The organism is Flavobacterium sp. TC780 (genome assembly GCF_056783245.1).
This window is the reverse complement of record NZ_JBXBAV010000026.1, coordinates 44,099-62,095: the sequence shown is the minus strand read 5'-3', so window position 1 is coordinate 62,095 and position 17,997 is coordinate 44,099. Positions and strand designations below refer to the sequence as shown.

The 17,997-nt window shown below is 32.4% G+C and carries 21 protein-coding genes and 5 pseudogenes; 12 read left to right on the top strand and 14 right to left on the bottom strand.

The window, feature by feature from the left end; all coding sequences use genetic code 11:
• Positions 1-9: 9 nt before the first annotated feature.
• From AC1RYN_RS02745 to groL, 9 genes and pseudogenes are all read left to right on the top strand, one after another.
• Complete coding sequence (locus AC1RYN_RS02745; protein WP_481805740.1) at positions 10-738, top strand: MIP/aquaporin family protein; 729 nt, start codon at positions 10-12, stop codon at positions 736-738.
• 26 nt (positions 739-764) lie between these two features.
• Complete coding sequence (locus AC1RYN_RS02740) at positions 765-1,556, top strand: hypothetical protein (protein WP_481805739.1); 792 nt, start codon at positions 765-767, stop codon at positions 1,554-1,556.
• Between the two features lie 174 nt (positions 1,557-1,730).
• Positions 1,731-3,176 carry a tRNA (N6-isopentenyl adenosine(37)-C2)-methylthiotransferase MiaB gene (gene miaB, locus AC1RYN_RS02735; protein ID WP_481805738.1) on the top strand — a complete coding sequence of 482 codons (1,446 nt, stop codon included), beginning with the start codon at positions 1,731-1,733 and terminating at the stop codon, positions 3,174-3,176.
• Between the two features lie 82 nt (positions 3,177-3,258).
• Complete coding sequence (locus AC1RYN_RS02730) at positions 3,259-4,518, top strand: sigma-54 interaction domain-containing protein (RefSeq protein WP_481805737.1); 1,260 nt, start codon at positions 3,259-3,261, stop codon at positions 4,516-4,518.
• Positions 4,519-4,587: 69 nt separating this feature from the next.
• Entirely contained in the window at positions 4,588-5,091 is a 504-nt protein-coding gene (locus tag AC1RYN_RS02725) for an LptE family protein (protein WP_481805736.1), read from the top strand.
• A gap of 93 nt (positions 5,092-5,184) precedes the next feature.
• Complete coding sequence (locus AC1RYN_RS02720) at positions 5,185-6,126, top strand: tetratricopeptide repeat protein (protein WP_481805735.1); 942 nt, start codon at positions 5,185-5,187, stop codon at positions 6,124-6,126.
• A gap of 3 nt (positions 6,127-6,129) precedes the next feature.
• The gene (gene secG, locus AC1RYN_RS02715; protein ID WP_481805734.1) at positions 6,130-6,471 is read left to right on the top strand and encodes a preprotein translocase subunit SecG; all 342 of its coding nucleotides are present in this window, start codon (positions 6,130-6,132) and stop codon (positions 6,469-6,471) included.
• 142 nt (positions 6,472-6,613) lie between these two features.
• Positions 6,614-6,888, top strand: a pseudogene (locus tag AC1RYN_RS02710) (co-chaperone GroES).
• 95 nt (positions 6,889-6,983) lie between these two features.
• Positions 6,984-8,606: pseudogene (groL, locus tag AC1RYN_RS02705) on the top strand (chaperonin GroEL).
• 270 nt (positions 8,607-8,876) lie between these two features.
• On the opposite strand, the pseudogene AC1RYN_RS02700 reads toward groL, so the two are convergent.
• The 14 genes and pseudogenes from AC1RYN_RS02700 to xrtF all read right to left on the bottom strand — a co-directional run bounded on the left by AC1RYN_RS02700 (position 8,877) and on the right by xrtF (position 15,956).
• Positions 8,877-9,561, bottom strand: a pseudogene (locus tag AC1RYN_RS02700) (DedA family protein).
• A 604-nt stretch (positions 9,562-10,165) separates the two neighbouring features.
• Complete coding sequence (locus tag AC1RYN_RS02695) at positions 10,166-10,342, bottom strand: hypothetical protein (RefSeq protein WP_481805733.1); 177 nt, start codon at positions 10,340-10,342, stop codon at positions 10,166-10,168.
• A gap of 418 nt (positions 10,343-10,760) precedes the next feature.
• Entirely contained in the window at positions 10,761-11,033 is a 273-nt protein-coding gene (locus tag AC1RYN_RS02690; RefSeq protein WP_481805746.1) for a hypothetical protein, read from the bottom strand.
• A gap of 8 nt (positions 11,034-11,041) precedes the next feature.
• On the bottom strand, positions 11,042-11,218 hold the full coding sequence (locus AC1RYN_RS02685) for a hypothetical protein (RefSeq protein WP_481805732.1): 177 nt from the start codon (positions 11,216-11,218) through the stop codon (positions 11,042-11,044).
• A gap of 38 nt (positions 11,219-11,256) precedes the next feature.
• Positions 11,257-11,415, bottom strand: a complete 159-nt coding sequence (locus AC1RYN_RS02680; protein ID WP_481805731.1) for a hypothetical protein — start codon at positions 11,413-11,415, stop codon at positions 11,257-11,259.
• 8 nt (positions 11,416-11,423) lie between these two features.
• Positions 11,424-11,573 carry a hypothetical protein gene (locus AC1RYN_RS02675; protein WP_481805730.1) on the bottom strand — a complete coding sequence of 50 codons (150 nt, stop codon included), beginning with the start codon at positions 11,571-11,573 and terminating at the stop codon, positions 11,424-11,426.
• 193 nt (positions 11,574-11,766) lie between these two features.
• Entirely contained in the window at positions 11,767-12,012 is a 246-nt protein-coding gene (locus tag AC1RYN_RS02670; RefSeq protein ID WP_481805729.1) for a hypothetical protein, read from the bottom strand.
• A 210-nt stretch (positions 12,013-12,222) separates the two neighbouring features.
• Positions 12,223-12,635 (bottom strand): annotated as a pseudogene (locus AC1RYN_RS02665) (HYC_CC_PP family protein).
• Positions 12,636-12,704: 69 nt separating this feature from the next.
• Positions 12,705-13,298, bottom strand: coding sequence for an MBL fold metallo-hydrolase RNA specificity domain-containing protein (locus tag AC1RYN_RS02660; protein WP_481805728.1), 594 nt, complete (start codon positions 13,296-13,298; stop codon positions 12,705-12,707).
• Positions 13,250-13,771: a hypothetical protein gene (locus AC1RYN_RS02655; RefSeq protein ID WP_481805727.1), complete on the bottom strand. Its 522-nt coding sequence runs from the start codon at positions 13,769-13,771 to the stop codon at positions 13,250-13,252. The genes AC1RYN_RS02660 and AC1RYN_RS02655 overlap by 49 nt, the downstream gene beginning before the upstream one ends.
• 14 nt (positions 13,772-13,785) lie before the next feature.
• The gene (locus AC1RYN_RS02650) at positions 13,786-14,058 is read right to left on the bottom strand and encodes an MBL fold metallo-hydrolase (RefSeq protein ID WP_481805726.1); all 273 of its coding nucleotides are present in this window, start codon (positions 14,056-14,058) and stop codon (positions 13,786-13,788) included.
• A 35-nt stretch (positions 14,059-14,093) separates the two neighbouring features.
• Entirely contained in the window at positions 14,094-14,924 is an 831-nt protein-coding gene (locus AC1RYN_RS02645; RefSeq protein ID WP_481805725.1) for an ATP cone domain-containing protein, read from the bottom strand.
• A 60-nt stretch (positions 14,925-14,984) separates the two neighbouring features.
• Positions 14,985-15,427: pseudogene (locus tag AC1RYN_RS02640) on the bottom strand (exosortase F system-associated membrane protein).
• The gene (gene xrtF / locus AC1RYN_RS02635) at positions 15,417-15,956 is read right to left on the bottom strand and encodes an exosortase family protein XrtF (RefSeq protein ID WP_481805724.1); all 540 of its coding nucleotides are present in this window, start codon (positions 15,954-15,956) and stop codon (positions 15,417-15,419) included. The pseudogene AC1RYN_RS02640 and the gene xrtF overlap by 11 nt, the downstream one beginning before the upstream one ends.
• Positions 15,957-16,026: 70 nt before the next feature.
• On the opposite strand from xrtF, the gene AC1RYN_RS02630 reads away from it, so the two are divergent.
• The 3 genes from AC1RYN_RS02630 (at position 16,027) to rpsO (ending at position 17,844) form a co-directional block, all read left to right on the top strand.
• Positions 16,027-16,482, top strand: coding sequence for a GAF domain-containing protein (locus AC1RYN_RS02630; protein WP_481805723.1), 456 nt, complete (start codon positions 16,027-16,029; stop codon positions 16,480-16,482).
• 142 nt (positions 16,483-16,624) lie between these two features.
• Positions 16,625-17,539 carry an energy transducer TonB gene (locus AC1RYN_RS02625; RefSeq protein WP_481805722.1) on the top strand — a complete coding sequence of 305 codons (915 nt, stop codon included), beginning with the start codon at positions 16,625-16,627 and terminating at the stop codon, positions 17,537-17,539.
• 38 nt (positions 17,540-17,577) lie between these two features.
• The gene (gene rpsO / locus AC1RYN_RS02620; protein WP_129537341.1) at positions 17,578-17,844 is read left to right on the top strand and encodes a 30S ribosomal protein S15; all 267 of its coding nucleotides are present in this window, start codon (positions 17,578-17,580) and stop codon (positions 17,842-17,844) included.
• The last annotated feature ends 153 nt before the right edge of the window (positions 17,845-17,997 follow it).

Sequence of the window (17,997 nt, the reverse complement as noted above, 5' to 3'; positions counted from 1 at the left end):
AATAAGAAGATGTCACCATTTATTGCAGAAATTATTGGCACAATGTTCGTTATCTTATTAGGTAACGGAGTTGTAGCAAACGTGGTTCTTAAAGGAACAAAAGGAAACAACTCTGGATGGATAGTAATCACTACTGGATGGGCATTTGCAGTCTTTGTAGGTGTAACTATCGCAGGACCAATTAGTGGCGCGCATCTAAACCCCGCGGTAACAATTGGCTTAGCCATTATAGGCAAATTTGCTTGGAGCCAAGTTGCTTCATATATTATTGCACAATTAATAGGAGCTATGTTAGGCGCATTCCTAGTTTGGTTATTCCATAAAGACCATTTTTCTATAACCGAAGATGAAGGTTCAAAACTAGCCTGCTTTAGTACAATACCAGCCATTAGAAACAACTTTTCAAATTTAATCAGTGAGATAATCGGAGCTTTCGTTCTAATCTTTGTAATCTTCTACATTGCAGGTCCTGAACTTAGTATAGGTACCGCTACTGATGCCAAAATTGGACTAGGTTCTATTGGCGCTTTACCAGTTGCTATTTTGGTGTGGGCAATCGGTCTTTCTTTAGGTGGCACTACAGGTTATGCAATTAATCCAGCGAGAGATTTAGGCCCTCGCATTACACACTCCCTTCTTTTTAAAGGAAGTAGTAACTGGGATTATGCATGGATTCCGATCATAGGCCCTATCATCGGATCTGGTTTAGCAGCACTCTTATATATGACACTACTTTAAATATCTTTTTTATAAAATAAGAAATCATGAAAAAAATACTATTTTTCTCTATAATCTCAATTATAGGGCTAACTGGATACGCTCAAAAAACAGCAGACTCAGATAGTAGTTTCGTTTCAACAGAAAACACAAAACCATCCCGTTTAGACTTTAATGTTGACTTAAAAACAAGTCACCTATGGAGAGGACTTATCATTAATGATGGTATGACTGCTACTGGGAATATTCATTATACATTTGATAAAGAAAGAAATTTTACTGTCGGAATATGGGGTGGTGCGGGATTTGACGGGAAATACCGTGAAATAAACTACTACATTCAATATCAAAAAAATAATTTTTCAATTGGATTATGGGATTTATTTAATACTACCGGAATTGAAAATCCCGAAGTGTTTAATTACAACAAACTCACAAGTACTCATCTTATAGACTTAAGAACTTCGTATCGTTTCCCGGAATCTTTCCCATTACGAGTAGAAGTCGACATAATACTTTACAGCGGATTAAAAGACAGAGAACTGAACAGTAATAACAGTTATAAAAGCAAGTACTCAACTTATACCGAGTTAAGTTATCCAGTCATTAAAAATCAAAAAGTAAATCTGGATATTTTTATGGGAGCTGGTTTTGCACTTGATGGAAACAATTTCCTATACACAAATAAAACAGAAAGTAGTTTTGGGATTGTAAACACTGGAATAAAAGCTACCAAGGAAATTTCCGTATTCAATTATAAATTACCTGTTTCAGCAACTGCAATGTGGAACCCTGAAAACAAAATTGCCCGAGTACAACTAGAAGTCAATCTATTCTAAACTCATTTAGTTTTTTTTTATTTGTTAGCTAAAACTCTCTTTATTCTAAAGAGAGTTTTTTCATGTTAAGTAAAAATACAAAACAATGTTAAATCTTCATCTGACATCTTGTCATAATCACACAAATAATCGTACATTTGTGGCCTTATTAAAATACACTTTTGAAAGTGCCTTATGGAAAAGATTATTGAAGAAAGCAAACAAGGCGAAAGTCTTGTTTTAGAAAATAAACCTGAGAATACTAAGAAACTCTTTATAGAAAGCTACGGTTGTGCGATGAATTTTTCGGATAGCGAAATTGTAGCTTCAATTTTATCAGATGGTGGTTACAATACAACTTCGGTTCTTGAAGAAGCCGATTTAGTTTTGGTAAACACCTGTTCTATTCGTGACAAAGCTAAACAAACAATCCGTAAACGTTTGGAGAAATACAATGCCGTAAAACGCATTAACCCAAAAATGAAGGTTGGAGTTTTGGGATGTATGGCTGAACGTTTGAAAAGTCAATTTCTAGAAGAAGAAAAAATAGTAGATCTTGTTGTTGGCCCAGATGCCTACAAAGATTTACCTAATTTATTAAGCGAAGTCGAAGAAGGTCGTGATGCGATAAACGTAATTTTATCAAAAGATGAAACCTACGGTGACATTTCACCTGTTCGATTAATGAGTAACGGAATCACAGCTTTAGTTTCAATTACCCGTGGCTGTGATAATATGTGTACCTTTTGTGTGGTACCTTTTACTCGTGGACGTGAACGCAGTCGTGAACCACAGAGTATCATGAATGAGATTCAGGATTTATGGAATAAAGGCTTTAAAGAAATCACACTATTAGGTCAGAACGTAGATAGCTACTTATGGTATGGTGGTGGATTAAAAAAAGATTTTGACAATGCCTCAGATATGCAAAAAGCAACTGCTGTAAATTTCGACCAATTACTAGAAATGGTAGCAGTAACTTATCCTAAAATGCGTATTAGATTTTCAACCTCAAATCCACAAGATATGCACGAAAGTGTTTTGCATATTATTGCAAAATACCCAAACATATGCAAACACATACATTTACCAGTTCAGTCTGGAAGCAACAGAATATTAAAGGAAATGAACCGCTTACATACGCGTGAAGAATACATGACTTTGATTGACAAAATCAAAACAATAATTCCAAATAGTTCAATATCCCAAGATATGATAGCTGGTTTCCCAACAGAGACAGAGCAAGACCATCAAGACACAATGAGTTTAATGGAATATGTAAAGTACAATTTTGGCTATATGTATTCGTATTCCGAACGTCCTGGAACTCTAGCTGGAAGAAAAATGGAAGATGATGTTACCGAAGAAACCAAAGCTAGAAGACTGCAAGAAATTGTTGATTTACAACAAAAACATGCTTGGTTTCGTTCTGAAGAATTTATCGGACAGACTGTAGAAGTTTTAGTTGAAAAAGTTTCGAAAAAATCAAAAGAGGAATTCTCTGGAAGAAATTCACAAAGTATTACCGTAGTTTTCCCTAAAGAAGATTATAAAATTGGTGATTTTGTAAATGTAAAAATTACAAGCTGTACCAGTGGAACATTAAAAGGTGAAGCAGTTGGATATTCTGAAATGAATTAAACAAATTTTAGTTTCAAATTTCAGGTTTCAAGTTACACAATAGCTTAAATCTGAAACAAAAAAACTTCAAACAAAAATATAAATGGAGACAGTTCAAGCTATAAAACAACGTTTTGAAATTATTGGAAATGATCCTAAGCTTAATCGCGCCATCGAAAAAGCAATTCAGGTAGCACCAACCGATATTTCGGTAATGGTAACTGGAGAAAGTGGTGTTGGTAAAGAAAGTATCCCCAAAATTATACATTCACTTTCGCATAGAAAACACGGAAAATACATAGCTGTAAACTGCGGTGCTATTCCCGAAGGAACTATTGATAGTGAGTTATTTGGCCACGAAAAAGGAGCTTTTACTGGTGCAACAAGTACTCGTGAGGGTTATTTTGAAGTTGCCGATGGTGGAACTATATTTCTGGATGAAGTTGGAGAATTACCACTTACCACACAAGTAAGATTACTTCGTGTACTTGAAAATGGTGAATTCATAAAAGTAGGTTCATCACAAGTACAAAAAACTAATGTAAGAATTGTAGCTGCAACCAACGTAAACCTATTCAACGCTATCGAAAAAGGTAAATTTCGTGAGGATTTATACTATCGTCTGAGTACAGTTGAAATCACTTTGCCTCCATTACGTGAGCGTAAAGAAGACATTCACTTATTGTTTAGAAAATTCGTATCCGATTTTGCTCATAAATACAAAATGCCTCCATTAAAACTGGATGATGATGCTGTTCAACTATTACAAAAATTTAGATGGAACGGTAACGTTCGTCAATTACGAAATGTAGCCGAGCAAATTTCAGTTCTAGAAACCAATCGAGATATTACTCTTGCAACATTACAATCTTATCTACCGACAGAAGGCCCAAATTTACCTTCAGTAATTAATGAGAAGAAAAATGATAGCGACTTTAATACTGAAAGAGAGATTTTATACAAAGTCCTTTTTGACATGAAAAGTGATTTGCATGACTTAAAAAAACTTACACTTGAGTTAATGCAAAATGGTAGTGCAAATGTACAAGAAACCAATAAAAACTTGATCAAAAAAATATATGGTTCACAAGAAAATGATAGTGAAATTGACTTTGAAGAAGAACCAAGAACTGCTGTTATGACCACTCCTAGTCGGGAGGAACAATACCAGTCTTCTAATGAAGATAATTATTTATTTGCAGAAACAATCGAAGAAGAAGAGGTTTTACGATTGGAGCAAAAAGAAATCGAAATGATTAAAAAATCATTAGAGAAAAACAAAGGAAAACGAAAAGCTGCAGCAGACGAACTAGGTATTTCGGAACGAACTTTGTATAGAAAAATAAAACAATTTGATTTGTAAAATAACACATTCAAATTGTGTAAAAATTGACAACTAAAATAAATACCTTTGGGGCTTTTAAAAAATAAAATGAGAAATATACAGTACCTAATTATAATTGTAATTGTTTTTACCTTTAGTAGCTGTTCCGTTTACAACTTTACGGGAACAGGTAAAATAGATGCAAAAACATTTCAAGTAAATTACTTCCAGAACAACGCTGATTTAATTGAACCAGGATTAGATCGTACTTTTACTTTACAATTACAAGATTTAATCCAAAACCAAACCAACTTAAACTTAGTGAGTTCAGGTGCGGATTTAATGTACGAAGGAGAGATTACAGATTACAGAATTAGTCCGATGACTGCAACTGCAGATCAACAGGCATCACAAAACAGATTAAAAATTCGTGTAAACGTACGATTCACTAATAGAAAGAAAGAAACAGATGATTTTGAAAAATCATTCGAATTTTATTATGACTACCCGGCACAAGATCAACTTATAGGCCCAATAAAAGATACAGCTATAAAAGAAATTCTTGACCGTATTACCCAAGATATATTTAATGAGTCATTAGCAAAATGGTAAAAGGTTGATTCGTTTAATTGGTTAATCGCTAATTCGATTCAAAAAAAGACGAGTACATAAATAAACAATTTAAAGATTAAACAACAGAATATAATGAATGTTAACGATTATACGTACCTAATAAACAGACCCGATGCTATTACAGAAAAGCAAACGGATGAATTAGGTAATGTATTGAATGAATTCCCCTATTTTCAAAGTGCAAGAGCATTGCGATTAAAAGGACTTTATAGTCAAAACAGTTTTAAGTATAATTATGCCTTAAAAGTTACTGCTGCACATACAACAGATAGAGCTATTTTATTTGATTTTATAACATCTGAAACTTTTTCAACCATTCAAAAAGAATATTACGATAAGAAAGCTTTGGCGCTTTTGGATATAACCGTTATTGATAGTGAGCATCTTTTACCTGAGATTGCAATAGAGGAAGAAGCAACAGAAAAGGTAGAAACTAAATTTATAGATCCTATTGAGCAATCTATCCTTACTTCAATAAAAGAAGCTTCAATACCAAATATTGAAGTAAATATAAAAGCAACAGAAGAGGCTATAGAAATTGCAGAAGAAAACCTAGAATTAGGCAAGCCTCTGGATTTTTCTGCAAAAGAAAAACATTCCTTTCAAGAATGGCTTCAACTTTCTAGAACAGAACCAATTGAACGAAAAGAGGAAAAGAAAGAAGAAAAACAAGGAGTTCCACCTATTGAAATAGACACTGCATTAATCGAAATCAACAAAGAGAAAAAGAAGAAAGCGGAGTTAATTGACAAGTTCATCGAAACTAGCCCAAAAATATCTCCTGTAAAATCGACGACAACAGTTGCAGCTAACATTCAGATAGACATCAACAAAGATGACAATTCTTACTTAATGACTGAGACTCTGGCTAGAGTATATTTGGAACAAAAAAAATACACAAAAGCAATACAAGCATATGAAATATTAATTTTGAAATATCCAGAAAAAATTAGTTTCTTTGCAGACCGCATATCGGATATTAAGACATTACAACAAAATAACAATAATAATTAAACAATGAGCACATTTTCAATTTTTTTAGTTTTAATCACAATAGTTTGTTTTCTATTGATCGTAGTAATCATGGTTCAAAACCCTAAAGGTGGAGGATTATCATCAACAATTAGTGGATCTCAAATGTTAGGTGGCGTACAGAAAACAACAGACTTTTTAGATAAAAGTACTTGGACGTTAGCTACAATCTTAATTGCATTAATCTTACTTTCTAGTTTAAGTTTTACAGGATCATTAAGCGATGTAGAATCTAAACTTATCGAGAAATCTGCTACTACAGCTCCAAGCACAACGCCTGTAGCTCCAGTTCAAGAAACACCTGCTGCAACTAACCCAGCGAAATAATACATTCTTTATAAAATATAAAAATGCCAGCCTGTCAAAGCTGGCATTTTTTATAAGAAATAATGTCAGTTTATTCAAGGTGGCATAGTTTCTGAAAGTTTATAAGCAAACAAAATTATAAACATAACATAATTATAAAATCATGACTTTAAACATTAAACCGCTTTCAGATCGCGTACTTATTGAGCCAGTTGCAGCAGAGACTAAAACTACATAGGGATTTTTATTCCAGATACCGCCAAAGAAAAACCACAAAAAGGAACTGTTGTAGCAGTAGGAAATGGTACTAAAGACCACACTATGACTGTTAAAATTGGAGATACAGTACTTTATGGTAAATATGCAGGAACTGAATTAAAACATGAAGGAACTGATTATTTGATTATGCGCGAAGATGATATCTTAGCGATAATCTAAAAAAACTTCAAGTTACAGGCTTTAAGTCTCAAGAATAAAGTATAAGTATCAGGGAAAACCTGAAACAACTCAAACCTTAAACTAAATTATAAGAAATGGCAAAAGATATAAAATTTGATATAGAAGCACGTGATGGATTAAAACGTGGTGTAGATGCATTGGCAAATGCAGTAAAAGTAACTTTAGGACCAAAAGGTCGTAACGTTATCATCGGAAAATCTTTTGGTGGACCAAACGTAACCAAAGATGGTGTTACTGTTGCAAAAGAAATTGAATTAAAAGACCCATTAGAAAATATGGGAGCTCAAATGGTTAAAGAAGTAGCTTCAAAAACTAATGATTTAGCTGGAGACGGTACTACAACTGCTACAGTTTTAGCTCAAGCAATCGTAAAAGAAGGTTTGAAAAACGTAGCTGCTGGAGCTAACCCAATGGATTTAAAACGAGGAATCGACAAAGCAGTTGAAACTATCGTTGCCGACTTAGCTAAACAAGCAAAAGTTGTAGGAAGTGATTCAGAAAAAATAAAACAAATTGCCTCAATCTCTGCAAATAACGACAAAGTAATTGGTGAATTAATCGCTACTGCTTTCGCAAAAGTTGGAAAAGAAGGCGTTATTACTGTTGAAGAAGCAAAAGGAACAGATACATTTGTAGATGTTGTAGAAGGAATGCAGTTTGACAGAGGATATCTATCTCCATATTTCGTTACAAATCCTGAAAAAATGGAAGTAGAATTAGAGAACCCATACATCCTTTTGTATGACAAAAAAGTTTCTTCTTTAAAAGAACTCTTACCAGTTCTCAACCAGTAGCTTCAATCAGGAAAACCATTATTAATTATTGCTGAAGATGTTGACGGAGAAGCTTTATCAACTCTTGTAGTTAACAAATTACGTGGAGCTCTTAAAATTGCTGCTGTAAAAGCACCTGGTTTTGGTGACAGAAGAAAAGCAATGCTTGAAGATATCGCTATCTTAACTGGTGGAACTGTGATTTCTGAAGAAAGAGGTTATACATTAGAAAATACTACAATCGAAATGTTAGGTATTTCTAAAAAAGTAACTATCGATAAAGATAACACTACAATTGTAAGTGGTGCTGGTGAAGCAGACATGATCAAAAATCGTGTGAACCAAATTAAAGGTCAAATGGAAGCTACAACTTCTGATTATGACAAAGAAAAACTACAAGAACGTTTAGCTAAACTAGCTGGTGGTGTTGCTGTTCTTTATGTAGGTGCTGCATCTGAAGTAGAAATGAAAGAGAAAAAAGACAGAGTTGATGATGCATTACACGCTACTCGTGCTGCTGTTGAAGAAGGAATTGTTGCAGGTGGCGGAGTTGCTTTATTAAGAGCTAAAAACGCTTTAAGCGAAATAAAAGCTGACAATGCTGATGAAGCTACAGGTATTCAAATTGTATCACGTGCAGTAGAAGCTCCATTAAGAACTATTGTTGAAAATGCAGGTCTTGAAGGTTCTGTAGTTGTTGCTAAAGTTGCCGAAGGTACAGGTGATTTTGGATACAATGCTAAAACAGATGAATATGTAGATATGCTTAAAGCAGGTATTATTGATCCTAAAAAAGTAACTCGTGTAGCTTTAGAAAATGCAGCTTCTGTAGCAGGTATGATCTTAACAACTGAATGTGCTTTGATTGACATTAAAGAAGACAATGCAGGCGGAAACCCAATGGGTGGAGGTATGCAGGAATGATGTAATACTATCCCTGACTTAAGTCTAAAAATAAAATCCGAAGTTTATAGCTTCGGATTTTTTTGTTTCTATTTATTTGAAAATCTACCTACCTCTTTCTGTAGTTTAAAAACAAATAACAGCAATACAATCTTAATCTTTAATTTATAAATAAAAGTAGAAACCTAAAGATTTACAGCATCCGACGAATATTCAAATCTTATTCCTGACAAAAGTCTAGAAATAAAAAATCCGAAGTGTATAACTTCGGATTTTTTATTTAAACATCTACTACTCTATTTTATCTGCTGGTCTTTTCTTTAGTAACTTCATTAAAACTGGAAAAGTCGTTATGATAACAATAATTATAATAATATATTCGATATGTTGTTTCAAATCAATTCCTTGTTTCAAAAATACCCCATAAAGGTAATGTCCTGAAAAGATTAAGATAAAAGCCCACAAAAACGAACTTAATATATTATCAAACATAAATTTCTTTTTATCCATAGATACAATTCCTGCAACTATAGGTGCAAATGTTCTAAAAATTGGTAAAAAACGTGCATAGATTATAGCTTTGCCACCGTATCTTTTCAAAGAAATCTTTTGACTGCAATAAGTATTTCTTCTTGAACCAAAAAGTATCTTCTTTTTTAAATAAATAATAACCGCTTTTGGCTCCAAACCAGTATCCAGTCATATTACCTAAAATTCCTGAAATAGCAACCATTAAAGAAAGAAGAAAAACATTTATGAAATCATTTTCTATATAAACCATGTTCTGAATTAATTCACGGCTATAAATTCCAGCTAAAAAAAGTAGGCTATCACCAGGTAAAAAGAAACCTGCAAAAAGTCCTGTTTCGGCAAAAACTATAAATATAACAATGTATAAACCAATTTGAACTCCACCTAAGGTAAGGGTAATATAAAACTCCGGATTAATTAATTGAGTCCAATCAAAATTATTCATATAAGCGATTTATTTGTTAAATTTATAAGTTGGTGAAAGTAATAATAAATTAGTTTAACCACAATAAATTAAGACATTTTAAAGTTTTATTAACGCTAAAAAAGCCCAAATTCTAAGTTAAGCTCTAATATTAATTTCTTTCATATTTACAACACATCGGAAGACCGTCGTAAACATCTTGCGCAGCCTTCGCAACGTCGGTATCATGACCTGATTTAGCAATAGCATTTTTCACATCTGTGACGAGGTTTTCTCTTCATTTAGGATTAAGCTTAATTTATGAGTACTAACATCCATATTGCAGATTTCACTCCAGAAACTCCGAAAGCCGTTTTTTCTATTCTTTTTTTACAGTGCTCACAATTACCACTTACTTAGTTTTCATATTTCGCGTTTATTTATTTATGTTGCCTGAGCGGCAAATGAAAAAAAAGCAACTGCCAATACTATTATTACATTATTACTTATCATTTTTATCTTGTTGTTTCGGAATTCGTGAATCTTCGATTTCATTTTATTCATTTTAAAGGTTCTATTCTAATTATTAAATTTTAATATGTTACGTCTTATTCAACACAAAGCTATGTATTAAAAACAAGTTGTTTTATTTTATTTTAAATCGCAATCCTGCGTAATACATTTTGTCCAAAAACTGGAGCATATACAATTGAAGCATAGAAGAGACACAACTACCAAACGGGTTACCACTTCCTAAGATTGCTTTGTCTTGTCGATAATTTCCAATGTTCTCCCCTCCTACATACACTTCAAAAGTATCCAAAAAACTCTGGTTACTTGTGCATTCATTAAAGAATAAGAAGGCGAAAAATTAGGCAATCTATCCTTATTTGAATAGAAGCTGTATTCGGTAATTGTTGTTGTCCAATCCAGTTAAAAGTATAATCCATTTTCCACTGCTTGCCGTCAACTAGATTTGTTTCGTATTCCAGATTACCAAAAAAACGATGTTTTGCTTGCAAAGGTCTTTCGAAATTTACTGATAAATAATCGGTTCGGATATCATAATATTTATACGCCGAACGAAAATTAAAACTCTTTAGCAATTCATAATTAAACTCAACCTGTAAACTATTTGCATATGATTTTTCCTTTTAAATTATAAAACAAAACTTCTTGTGGACTCTGCATTACATCTACAACAACCTGATTTTGGAAATCGGTTCTGTATAAATCAAAAACTACTTCGGCATGTTTATCAAAAGAGAAAACCTTTGCGAAAAGCTCACCCCATAATTCCAAGCAATCTCTGGACTCATCCCATAAATTTTACCGTTTTTATCCAGAATCGAAAACACTCTAGAACTAGCAAATAGCTGTTGGTTCTCAGCAAAGATATTAGCTGAACGTTTTCCTCTTCCTGCCGAAAATCTTAAAACTCCTTTCTCCCAAGGATTATACCTCATATGTAAACGTGGCGTTACAAAAGTCCCTAAACGATTATGATTATCAATTCTCCCTCCTAAAATAATACTAAAATTATCTGTGTTATCATATGTATATCAAAGAAAGCTCCAACAGAGTTATCGATTCGGCTATAATCATTTACGTTTACAAACTCCTTATATTGATCGTATGCAAAATTTAATCCTGCAGCAAATTTATTCTTAGTATTATCGATAATCGAATTAAAAATCAAATTAGAATAATAACTATTCTGTTTGATATCGTATTGGTTTAAGCCAAAATAAGATCTCTGATTATGACTGTTAAATGCATTCTGAAACCAATACTCTGATAAGGCATATCTGGAAAAACATAACCTATTTTAGTAGCTACATCAATTCGCTCCGTGTTAATTTCGGATCCCCAATAATTTGTTGTCCCTTTTATCACGATCCTTATCAAAATCGAGCTCTCCTGTTTCTTTTATCATTCATATATCTAAGATTGACAAAACCAACCCAGCCTGTTTCGGCATTAGTATATTGATAACGATTTAAAATATTGATTTGCTTTGCCAATGGATTATCCAAGAATCCATCATGATTCATATCTGTTTTTGCAACACGTGCATTTCCGTGAACTAATAAACTTGTTGCCCATTTACCTGAAAGCTGTTTCGTAAAATGAGTATTTAATTCGAAGCGAAAATATGTAGAACCATCGCATTTAAAAAAAACGGAATATCATTCATCGGTTTTAACAACTCTGTATTTATTTGCCCCGAAATACTTTCATACCCATTTACCACGCTCCCTCTCCTTTGGTAATCTGGATACTTTCGAGACAGATTCCAGTAAATGACAATCCGTAAGCTTGAGAAGCTCCTCGAACAGATGGAACATTTTCTTCGGTAATCATTAAATACGGACTTGTAAGTCCCAACATTTTAATTTGCTTTGTTCCTGTCAATGCATCCGAAAAATTAACATCGATAGATGGATTTGTCTCAAAACTTTCGGCGAGATTACAACAAGCTGCTTTAAGCAATTCTTTACTTGTTATAAGTGAAGTATTTCCTGTAAGTGTATATGATTTTTTAATTCCTTTTACTTTTTGACAATTTTAACTTCTTCCAAATTTTCTTGTGCGAAAACAGGAATACAAGTAAAAGCACAGCAAAAAGTGTATATTTTTTTTCATGAGAAATAATTTTAATGCTTAAAAAAGTAGATCCAAACCATACAAGATGATTTGATTTTAAAAAACATTAAAATAGGCGTAAAATATATATTGTTGATAGAGCTTAAATAGCGGAGGTGCATGAGCATCGCTATAATAAGTAATTAGCTGTTTACTTTTAAATTTTGGAATAAGAAAAGCAACTGTTTTGAATTCTTGTAGCGTAAAGGAAAATCAAGCTGAAATAAGAATGTTTTAATAGTAGCAGTATCTGATTTTTTTTCAAAATGAACTACTTTGTCCTTACAACAAGATGATTTTTTTTTAACAGCAATCCCGCAGCATTTTTTGACTGGGGGTGCTTCTAAAGTTTTGTTCAATGAAATAGAAGATAACTTACCTCCACAATAATGCACATCAAAAGCAAGTCCTACATTGGAAACCAATAGTAGAAATGCTAAAAATAAACTAGTGCATCTTTTTATATTCATATCGCTACAAAATTAGCATTATAATCAATTTATAAAATGAAATTCCTCTTAAAAATTTAAAAATTATTTTCACAATTCAAATTCCTGCCCCATTAAAGGAATTACGCAATTAAAACCATATTTTTCTTTAATTTTAATACGAAGCGCATCTGCTGGAACATTTTCTCCATGAACCAAGAATATTTTTTTAGGCTTATTCTCTAATACCGAAAGCCATGCAAGTAAATCATCTTGGTCTCCATGAGCTGAAAGCCCTCCTATTTCTAAAATTTTTGCTTTAACTGGAAAATATTTTCCCCGGATTTTAATTTCATCCACACCTTCTAATAATTTCCTTCCTCGGGTACCTTCAGCTTGATAACCTACAATAATTACTGTTGTTTCCCGCATCCCTATATAATGTTCAAAATAATTCAAAACCCTTCCTCCAGTAGCCATTCCGCTTGCTGCAATAATAACTTTTGGACTTTTGTTATAAATAACATCCATTGTTTCTTGGTAATCCGAAACTAGAGAAAACATTTTAGTCATACCTGTACATTCTTCCAGCGTAAGCTTATGCCACTCTTTATTATTAATAAAGATTTCCAAAGCACTAATTCCCATAGGCGTATCTATAATATACGGAATGTTTGGAACCCGACCTTCTTCTTTAGCTGCCACAACAAATACATTATACTTTGTGCTCGTTCTACAGCAAAACTGGGTATAATTACTGTTCCTTTTTTTTGAAATGTAGTATTGATGTATTTTTCAAGCTCTTCTTTTGCATCTGTATCTGGATGCAATCGATTCCCATAAGTACTTTCTAAAAATATATAATCTCCTTTTCTAGGTTTTTCTGGCGGAAAAAGCAATACATCATCATCTCGGCCAATATCTCCCGAAAACACCAAAGTTTTCTTCTCAACTGTTAATGCAATACTACATGCTCCCATTATATGCCCTGCAGTAGAAAAAACTGCCGAAATATCTGCCTCTAAAAGAAAAGGCTCATTAATCTTAACCACTCTAAAAAGCGGGAACACTTTCTTAGCCTGTTCTACCGTATAAAGCGGCTCTGCAATTTCATGACTAGAATAGCGTTCTTCGTTGGCCTTATTTGCCTCTTCTTCCTGAATTTTGGCACTGTCCAAAAGAATAAGTTTAGCTATTTCTTTTGTAGGTCCTGAAAATATATCTTCCCTTTCAACCCCTGATACACCAATCTTGGCAACCAACCACAATGATCTAAATGTCCATGAGTAAGCAATACAAAATCTATTGTTGAAGGCAAAACCGACAAAGGCTCCCAATTAAGTTCACGCAAAGGTTTTATCCCTTGAAACTGTCCGCAATCAATTAAAACCCTAATACCATTACTCTCAATCAATATTTTTGACCCTGTAACAGTTCCAGCACCACCGATGAATTTGACTTTCATTTGATTTGAATTTAAATTACATAAAAACTACATTCTCAAGAATACCTACACAACTCCGATGCTTCTTTTATTACTCCTTTTATTCTTTGAGAACTCAATCCAATTTTTTCTAAACAATTGTGACTATTTAATAACTCTTTTACCAAAATCGCATCCAAAGCCAATAATTTATCTTTTTCAGTGAGCGTAAGTGTAGTTAAACAAGTTATAGGGTATAGATTATTATTCTCATTCTTTGTTCTCAAATTATTATTTACAGGGTAATCCCAACTCAATAAATTCAATCCAGAACATGTTCCAAAAGTCATTGCATCCAACGTAAATCGGTTGTTTGTAACAATCCAACATTCTGAAATAACATCTTTTTCTGTAAAGACAGAATGTTTTCTTTCTTTAAGATCATTAAAACGAGATAAAATATACATCGGTACTTTTACATCTGTAGAAGCTTCTTTCCCCATATGAAATTTACACTCTATCATAGCAATAACACTATTTTTCTTTGTCAAAACATCTATTTCGTGCGAAACGCATTTACCTTGTAGTGTTAAATTAGTTCTCGTTTCATAATTTTCCATCGAGAAAAGTCTGGCAATATATTTTTCGAAATAAAAGCCATCAGGTCCTAATAACTGAATCGCTTCTTTTAAATTATAACGTGCAGCATGGGAATGAGATTTTTTTCTTAACAGATTAAAAGCCATTTTATAGATTCTCTTAGTAGAAATACCTTCGTAAATTTCTTTTTCAATCATTTGTAGAACTTCTTGAACAACTGACTGATTAGCTCCCGAATTCAGTAAAGACTTTTCTAATTTATTTTTATCAAAAACAACAAATTCTCCTGATTTTTTTACAACTTTCATCTGTTTCTTGATTTGATAATTAAACAAATACAAACCGACAAATAAAGATACAAAAAAGAGCTATTTATTTAGCTTTTGATAATAAAATCAGGAATAAACAACAGTACAAGAATGGGTTGAATTAAAAAACGACGCACATAAAAAAGTATCAAATTATTTTGATTGGTATAAAAATAAATAATACAATAAAAAGCAATAATTAAAACAAGAAAAAACATAGCATATAAAATCGAAGCAAATTTCACCAATTCAATTTCTTTAAAAAGCACATAAACTATTCCCAACGAAACAATTGTATTTAATATGTATCGAAACAGTAATCCGAAAAACAAACGAAACGAATCGAATTCAGGCAGAGGAAGTATTTTATAATCTCTTTCAAAATAAGTTAGAAAAGGATCATAAAACAACTGATTTTCGAAAGCTCTTATGCCTACCAAAAAAAGTACAAGGAGAATCAAAAGAAAAGCTTTTGATTTATTTTTAAGAATATCATTTAGCATATCTGGAAAATTTACTTACCCAAACAATCCACAAAATAAAAACCAGACCATAGATTACCAATGGAAAAAGCACCCCATGCAAAAAATGGGATTTCTCAGGAAAATAATACAGTAATGCACATAATGATGCAATTCTGCAAATATTAAGAATATAAATAAAAAGACTTCCTCCTAAAACATAAAGCAAAGTTGGTTTTAATTTCCCTGAAAAGGCAATTATAAAAGATACGAATAAAATAATTACACTTATTGCATTACAGCCTTCAACAATTGAGGCAACTGTCTTCTCGTTATATGATATCTTTACATATGGTTCCGCGTGAATTTTCTCAAATTTAACATCATCATTAAACAATTGCAATAATTGTTTCGTATGATTCCCTACTAATTTTGTTATCCCATCTAACTCACCAGCAGTTCCAAAACGACTCAAATAAAATTGATAAACGAATGTCAACACAATATAAGCAGCAAAAAATACTGATATAAAAAGAAGGAAAGATTTGTACTGAATTAAATATTTTTTCAAGAGAAATTTTTAACAAATTTATGTATTTTTTGATTTGGCTTTAAATACTTTTGTATAAAAACTAAATAAGATGACATTTCAAGAATTACAACCGAAAATAACTGCGATTATAGCAGACACAAATCGCTCAAGAGACGAAAAACTATTAAGTGTTTGTCAATTATTAAGTGACAATATAGATTATTATAACTGGGTTGGATTTTATTTTGCCAATCACGAAAACAAAACATTGCATTTAGGCCCATATGTAGGAGCTGAAACGGATCACACTGTAATTCCATTTGGAAAAGGAATTTGCGGTCAAGTTGCTGAAAGCAATGCTAATTTTGTAGTGCCAGACGTTGCTGCTCAGGACAATTATATTGCATGTAGTTTTACTGTAAAGTCTGAAATTGTAGTTCCTTTATTTGTTGACGGAGTAAATATTGGTCAAATTGACATTGATAGTCACGTTATTGATCCGTTTACTGAAGCAGATGAGAAATTTTTGGAATTTGTGAATCAAGAAGTTGCTAAACTGTATTAGAAACACAATTACATCTGTTCAGTTTTAAAAATGAAAAAACATGAAATTTAGCTTTCCTCCTTATTTTACAATTGCCTTTTTTTTATTAGTAACGACAAAATCGTTCTCACAAGGCTCCAAAGACCTTAACAAAATATTTTACATGGATTCTACATATACAGAAGCCACAGCAGAAAACTACAAATACATTAGGATTGTCGAGGGATATTATCAAAACAGAACACCTTATATTTTTAAAGATTACTATAAGTCTAAGACTCTCAAAATGATTGGAACATCAAAAGATAGAGATTTTTTAAGAAGAGACGGACAATTTGTTTACTACTATGAAAACGGCAAAAAAAAGTCAGCAGTTAGTTATATAGATACAAAAAAGGACGGCAAAGAATTTAACTGGTACGACAATGGCTATTTAAAATCGGAGCTTGAATATTTTAAAGACAAAAAAGGAGAGGTTATTTTTAAAGTCAATAATTATTGGAACAAGCAAAACGAGCAAAAAGTAATATCAGGAAATGGTGACTGTAAAGTAGAAGACCAAAACTATGAAGGAAGCGGAAAAATAAAGAATGGCTTTCCTGACGGTATCTGGAAAGGAAAAAACCTAAAAGCTAATTATACTTTTACCGAAAGCTATGAAAACGGCAAATTAATCTCTGGCATAAGCATCGATTCCTTAAACATTGAACACCCTTACAAAGTTGTACATGAAAAACCAAGTCCTAAAAACGGAATAGAGACATTTTATAGATATATAGCAAGAGAAATGTTTATTCCGATAGAGGTTAGAAATAAAGTTTTTGGAAAAATATACATGACTTTTGTTGTGGATAAGGAAGGAAATCTAATTGAACCAAAAATAGTAAAAGGGATTGGTTACGGATTAGACGAGAGCGCAATTAACGTAATTAAAGGGGCTAAAAAATGGAAACCTCGGATTAGAAAGAGGCATTCCGACAAGGGTTATTTATTCATTACCCATAACAATTGCAAAAAAGACTCAATAAAATTTATTTTTAGAAAAAAAAATACTATTTTTGCACCCGTCTTACAATAGATGTATGGCATACATAAAAATCATTAAATAATATTGGAATGTATTTAACTAAAGAAATTAAAGAAGAGATTTTCGCAAAACACGGTGAAGCAACAAACACTGGAAAAGCAGAAGCTCAAATCGCATTGTTCACTTACAGAATTTCACACTTAACTGAACACTTGAAAAAAAATCGTCACGATTATAACACAGAACGTTCATTAGTACTACTAGTAGGAAAAAGAAGATCGTTGTTAGATTACTTGAAGAAAAAAGAAATCAACAGATATCGTGAGATTATCAAAGTATTGAATATCAGAAAATAATCAATATAAAAAAGAGGTGCGAGAGTGCCTCTTTTTGTTTTTACACAAACAAAGAAAAAAAGTTTGGTTTTTCATTGGGTTTTAGGCATTAACTACACACAACAACAACTACAACACAACTAAAACCCATTGTATAACCAATAAGGAAAAAAT